We start from the raw sequence: 5,177 nt of genomic DNA, 5'->3' as shown, positions 1-5,177 counted from the left end.
AACCGGTCTGCCGCGGGTGCCCAAGCGCATTCCGCATCGTCATTGCTGCCGTCCCTCCCCTTACCCCTTATCATTCCCTCCCCCCTTGCCGGCTTTCGCCATGACCGCCCTGCGCCCCTTCCTGGACAAGATGCCCGTCGTCGGCGAGCGCGTTTACGTGGACCCGGCGTGCACCATCATCGGTGACGTGGAAATCGGCGATGACGCCTCGGTCTGGCCGGGCACGGTGATCCGTGGCGATGTGAATTACATCCGCATCGGCGCGCGTACCAACGTGCAGGACGGCACCATCATCCACGTCAGCCATGACAGCCCCTACAACAAGGGCGGCTATCCGACCCTGATCGGCGAAGGCGTCACCGTGGGCCATGGCTGCATCATCCATGCCTGCACCATCGGCGATTACTGCCTGATCGGCATGGGCGCGTGCATCCTCGATGGCGCGGTGATCGAGGCCAACGCCTTCATCGCCGCCGGTGCGGTGGTCGGCCCGGGCAAGGTGGTGCGCAGCGGCGAGCTGTGGGCGGGCAACCCGGCACGGTTGATGCGCCAGCTCAGCGAGAAGGACATCGAGGGCCTGCGCTACTCGGCCGACCACTACGTCAAGGTCAAGGACCAGTACCGCGGCATGCAGGGCTGACCAACGGCCCATTGCCGTCAGTTGCGATGGCGCGCAAACTGCGCGCCCTGGGCGTGGGGACGCCCCCTTGAAGGATCAAGAAATGAAGTCGATCAAATCCGTCGCGCTCGGCCTGCTGGCCGCTGCGTCGCTGTTGTGCCTGCTGCCCGCTACCGCCGCCGCCCAGGAAGAGCAGGGCATGAGCGCCGAGCAGTTCGTGAAGTCGCTGGACTTCCATACCGGCCCGATCGCGGTGCCGGCGGCCAAGGCGCATTTCAACCTCGGCGACGAGTTCCAGTACCTGGAAAAGGCCGACGCCCGCCGCGTGCTGGAAGACATGTGGGGCAACCCGCCCGATGACAGCGTGCTCGGCCTGATCGTGCCGCGCAGCCCCGGCCTGCTCGAGGACGGCAGCTGGGCGGTGGTGGTCACCTACTCCGATGACGGCTACGTGTCCGATGGCGACGCCAAGGACATCGACTACAGCGAACTGCTGGAGACCATGCAGACCAGCATCCGCGAGGCCAACCCGGAGCGGGTGAAGGCCGGTTATGGCTCACTGGACCTGATCGGCTGGGCCGTGCCGCCGCGCTACGACGCCGACAGCAAGAAGCTGTACTGGGCGCGTGAGCTGGCCTTCAACAACGAGCCCGCGCACTCGCTGAACTACGACATCCGCGTGCTCGGCCGCTATGGCTACCTGAGCCTCAACGCGGTGTCGGCGATGTCGGACCTGTCCGCGGTGCGCACCGGCATGGACCGCCTGCTGCCGATGACCGAGTTCAACGAGGGCGCGCGCTACGCCGACCACAACGCCAGCACCGACAAGGTGGCCGCCTACGGCGTGGCCACGCTGATCGGTGGTGGCCTGGCCGCCAAGGCCGGCCTGTTCGCCAAGGTGGGCCTGCTGCTGGCCAAGTTCTGGAAGCTGCTGCTGATCGGCGTGATCGCGCTGGGTGCCGGCGTCCGCAAGCTGTTCAGCGGCAAGCGCGAAGGCGGCACGGTCCGCTGAGCCGCCCCCGTCCAGCCTGCCGCCACGGGCAGCAGGCTGGGCTTTCACATGGGCGCCAGTTAAAGTCTGCACCCTGACAGGACGCAGTCGAGACACGAATGCCACAGGCATCCGTCCGGGCCGGACACCGGACTTCCCGCCAGCCAGGGCCAACGCAGCACGCTGCGCAGGCGGTGCCGTGATGCCCGCGGGCGCTCCCATGCTCGATACCTATCGCGAAGTGATCACGCCCGAAGGCGTGCCGCTGCAGTTGCCCGCCGCCGGCCCGGTGCCGCGTGCACTGGCCTGGCTGATCGACCTGCTGGTCCGCTTCGGCGTGTTGATGGTGATGAGCCCGGTGCTGCTGGCCCTGGGCGACTTCGGCCAGGGCCTGTACCTGGGCCTGATGTTCCTGATGTTCTGGGCCTACCCGATCGTGCTGGAAGTCTGGTTCGGCCAGACACTGGGCAAGCGCGTGCTCGGCCTGCGCGTGGTCGCCAATGACGGTGCGCCGCTGGGCTGGATGCCGGCCATCGTGCGCAACCTGCTGCGCACCGTGGACGCACTGCCGTTCGGCTACGCGGTGGGCCTGATCAGCTGCCTGTGCGACCCCTATGGCCGGCGCCTGGGTGACCTGGTCGCCGGCTCGCTGGTGGTGCATGCCCCGCCCCGCGCGGCCGAACCGCCGGCGCGGATCGAGACCGTGCTTGCCCCGCCGGTGCCGCTGCAACCCGGTGAACAGATCGCCTTGATCGCCTTCGCCGACCGCGCGCCGGCCCTGTCCGGGCCGCGCCAGAACGAACTGGCCGACATCGCCTCGGGCCTGAGCCAGGCCCGCGGCGCGGCCGGCGTGCTGCGCCTGTATGCCATGGCCAACTGGTTGTTGGGGCGGCGATGAAGCAGGAGCAGTTCGTCACCCGTTACCAGCATGAGTGGCAGCAGTTCGAGCAGTGGCTGCAGCGGCGCGGGGGCCATGCCCGCAGCGTGCGCGGCACCGTGGACGCCGACCTGCCCGGCGATGAGACCATCCCGCAGCGCTACCGGCGGTTGTGCCAGCAGCTGGCGCTGGCCCGCCACCGCGGTTACAGCCCGCAGCTGGTCGAACGCCTGCAGCAGCTCTCGCAGAACGGCCACAACCTGCTCTACCGCACCCCGCCGCCGCGCTGGTCGCGCGCGGTGGAGTTCCTGTTCGCCGATTTCCCGTTGGCCGTGCGCAGCCAGGCCGGCGCGATGTGGACCGCGCTGGCGCTGTTCGCGGTGCCGCTGGTGGGCATCTTCGTGCTGCTGCAGCTCAAGCCGGACCTGGTCCACATGCTGTTGAGCACCACCCAGATCGCGCAGATGGAAAAGATGTACGACCCGGCCGCCGACCACCTGGGCCGCGACAGCGGCACCGACTGGGCGATGTTCGGCCACTACATCATGAACAACATCAGCATCGGCCTGCGCACCTTTGCCAGTGGCCTGTTGGCGGGGATCGGCACGGTCCTGGTACTGCTGTTCAACGGCATCACCATCGGCGCGGTGGCCGGCCACCTGCAGCAGGCCGGCTTCGGCGAGCCCTTCTGGCGCTTCGTGGTCGGGCATGCGCCGTTCGAGCTGACCGCCATCGTGATCGCCGGCGGCGCCGGCCTGCAGTTGGGCCTGCGCCTGCTGGCACCGGGCCGCATGCGCCGCATCGACGCCCTGGTCGAAGGTGGCAGGGTCGGCGCCCGGCTGTGCCTGGGCGTGGCCTTCATGCTGCTGGTGGCCGCGTTCATCGAGGCGTTCTGGTCCTCGATCGCGTGGGTGCCGATGTGGGGCAAGCTGACCGTCTCCGGCGTCCTGTGGACGCTGGTGATCCTCTGGCTGTGGCGCGGCGGACGTGGGAGCGCACATGCGCATTGACCAGCTCGACGTGGTGCTGCGCGCCCGCTCGCAGTGGGAGGCGATGGAACTGGGCACGGCGCTGGTGCGCCGGCATGCCTGGGCCATCTGGAAGCCCTGGCTGCTGGTCACCCTGCCGGTGTTCGCGCTGCTCAACCTGCTCGGCCTGTGGCTGGACAACTTCTGGTTGCCGGCGTTGGTGATGTGGTGGCTGAAACCGGCATTCGAGCGGATCCCGCTGTACGTGATCTCGCGCGGTGCCTTCGGCGCGGTGCCGACCACCGCTCAGACACTGCGCGCGCAGCTGCGCTGGGGTTGGCGCGGCATCGGCGCCTACCTGGGCTGGCGCCGGCTCAGCCCGGCACGCTCGCTGCTGATGCCGGTGGACCTGCTGGAAGGTGGCGATGGCCCGCAACGCGGCATGCGCCGGCGTGCACTGGGCAGTGCCAGCTATGGCCACGCCACGCTGCTGACCTCGGTGTGCTGGCACTTCGAGGCCATGCTGCAGCTGGCCGGCATCGCCCTGATCTTCATGTTCATGCCGGTGGAAGACCTGCCCGAATCGCTGCGTGCCTCCTGGTCGCTGATCGGCGACGAAACGCCCGCGTGGGCGTGGATCGGCTTCAACCTGCTGGCCTGGGGGGCGATGACCCTGATTGGCCCGTTCTACAGCGGTGCCGGCTTCGGCCTGTACCTCAACCGCCGCACCCAGCTGGAAGCCTGGGACGTGGAGATCGCCTTCCGCCGCCTGCGCGAGCGCCTGGCTCGGCTGGCACCATTGATGGTGCTGTTCCTGCTGGTCGGCATCGCGCCGCTGCGCGCGCAGCAGAGCAATGCCCTGCCCGACTCGGTGCTGAGCAACCACAAGGAAACCGCCGCGCCGTCGAACGCGATCGTCCCGGCCACGCCGCATGCGGTGTTCGGCCAGGGCGACGCCGACACCGACGGCTTCCGCCAGGCCGCCGCACGCGCCTACGAGGATCCGCAGCTGGGCGCCAAGCGCACGGTGGACAAGTGGGTATTCAAGGAACGGGACAAGCCCACGCAGGACAACAGCGACCAGACGCGTGACCCGTCGTTCATGACGTTCGTCTCCCAGGTGCTCGCGCTGATCGGCGAAAGCATCCTGTGGATCGTGCTGGCCGCACTGCTGATCGTGCTGGCGCTCACCGCCCGCTGGTGGTTGCCGTGGCTGCGTGGCAGTGGCCGGCGCACGCGCGAAGCGCAGACCCCGGTGCAGCACGACGCCCTGCTGGTGCCCGAAGTGCTGCCGCCGGACATCCTGGGCAGCGCGCGCCGCCTGTGGCGCGAAGGCAAGCCGCGTCATGCACTGGCCCTGCTGTACCGCGCCTCGGTGGAGGTGCTGGGCCAGCGTGCCGACATCGTGTTGCCACCCGGCGCCACCGAGGCGCAGTGCCTGCGCGCCTCGCGGCGCATGCCGCAGGAATCCGACCGCACCCTGTTCGCGCGCATGGTGCGCACCTGGCAGTACGCTGCCTATGCCGGCCGCCTGCCCAGCGAGGACGAGTTCGAGGCATTGATGGGTGAACTGCACCGGCAGTACGGGTGGCGCACGTGAGCGCGCGCCTGCGCTACGGGCTGATCGCGGGCATCGGCGTGCTGGTCAGCGCGCTGGTGTTGGCATGGGTGTTCTCCGCCGTCGAACGGCGCAAGGAGGAGATCACCCTGCCCTCCTATGGC

General features: G+C 69.0%; 5 protein-coding genes. All 5 read left to right on the top strand.

The window, feature by feature from the left end; translation table 11 throughout:
* Positions 1 to 100: 100 nt before the first annotated feature.
* The 5 genes from VA603_RS08990 (at position 101) to VA603_RS08970 (ending at position 5,055) form a co-directional block, all read left to right on the top strand.
* Positions 101 to 640: a gamma carbonic anhydrase family protein gene (locus tag VA603_RS08990; RefSeq protein WP_323438583.1), complete on the top strand. Its 540-nt coding sequence runs from the start codon at positions 101 to 103 to the stop codon at positions 638 to 640.
* Positions 641 to 722: 82 nt separating this feature from the next.
* Positions 723 to 1,631, top strand: coding sequence for a DUF2167 domain-containing protein (locus VA603_RS08985; RefSeq protein WP_132862412.1), 909 nt, complete (start codon positions 723 to 725; stop codon positions 1,629 to 1,631).
* 199 nt (positions 1,632 to 1,830) lie between these two features.
* Positions 1,831 to 2,508, top strand: coding sequence for an RDD family protein (locus tag VA603_RS08980; RefSeq protein ID WP_323438582.1), 678 nt, complete (start codon positions 1,831 to 1,833; stop codon positions 2,506 to 2,508).
* Positions 2,505 to 3,497: a stage II sporulation protein M gene (locus VA603_RS08975; protein WP_323438581.1), complete on the top strand. Its 993-nt coding sequence runs from the start codon at positions 2,505 to 2,507 to the stop codon at positions 3,495 to 3,497. Before VA603_RS08980 ends, VA603_RS08975 begins: the two co-directional genes overlap by 4 nt.
* Complete coding sequence (locus tag VA603_RS08970; RefSeq protein ID WP_323438580.1) at positions 3,487 to 5,055, top strand: DUF4129 domain-containing protein; 1,569 nt, start codon at positions 3,487 to 3,489, stop codon at positions 5,053 to 5,055. Before VA603_RS08975 ends, VA603_RS08970 begins: the two co-directional genes overlap by 11 nt.
* Positions 5,056 to 5,177: the final 122 nt, after the last annotated feature.

Source organism: Stenotrophomonas capsici, from assembly GCF_034961085.1.
GTDB classification, from domain to species: Bacteria; Pseudomonadota; Gammaproteobacteria; order Xanthomonadales; family Xanthomonadaceae; genus Stenotrophomonas; species Stenotrophomonas capsici.
This window is presented reverse-complemented; position numbering and strand designations above follow the sequence as displayed.